Genomic DNA, 694 nt, shown 5'->3' with positions numbered 1-694 from the left:
GGCGCCGGCCACCGGCCGCACCAGATCGGGGTCGCCGTTGTACGGCACGTCCACGACCAGCGTGTCATCGCGGTCGAAGAGCACCGCCCGGGGAAAAACTGTTTCATTGCCCATACGACCTGAGGTACCCGTCACACCGGGGGATAATCAGCCGAGAAGAACTTCTTTGGGTTCTCCCAGCTTCTGTGAATTTTTAGGAAATGTGTGCTTCCCTTGGGATTTGCCTGAAACCGTATGGCACAAACCGGTGCCGGTCAGCGACGGATCGCCGGGAAATGCCGCACGGATTGGGCTGTACTCAAGCGTCGTGGAAGGAGCATCCGGTGGGTGAGAAGAAGGATGAAGTGCTGGTGTTGCGGGCACTGAAGCTGGGCGACCTGCTGGTCGCGGTCCCGGCCCTGCGGGCGCTGCGCCGCGCCTTCCCCGAACACCGGATCACCTACGCCGCCCAGTCCTGGCTGCGCCCCATCGTGGACCTGGTGGGCGGCATCGAGCTGCTGGACACCCACGGCCTGGACGTGCCCATCGACCGGGCACCGGGCAGCGTGGATGTGGCGGTGAACCTGCACGGCAACGGCCTGGAGAGCCGTTCGCGCATCGCCGCCCTGGAGGCCAACCGGGTGATAGGTCACCGGGCCGACGGCCAGCAGGGCCCGGAATGGGACCCGGACGCCCACGAACGGGTGCGCTGGAG

The 694-nt window shown here is 65.9% G+C and carries 1 protein-coding gene and 1 pseudogene; one reads left to right on the top strand and one right to left on the bottom strand.

Going from position 1 to position 694, the window contains the following annotated elements; translation table 11 throughout:
- Positions 1-114 (bottom strand): annotated as a pseudogene (locus JCM19049_RS21630) (haloacid dehalogenase); the annotation flags it as partial.
- A 209-nt stretch (positions 115-323) separates the two neighbouring features.
- On the opposite strand from JCM19049_RS21630, the gene JCM19049_RS16615 reads away from it, so the two are divergent.
- Positions 324-694 (top strand): glycosyltransferase family 9 protein (locus JCM19049_RS16615; protein ID WP_374700350.1); only part of this gene is annotated, 371 nt, incomplete at its 3' end.

Source organism: Arthrobacter sp. JCM 19049 (assembly GCF_001310435.1).
Note: the sequence above shows the minus strand (reverse complement) of the source record. Positions and strands in the feature narration are given on the sequence as shown.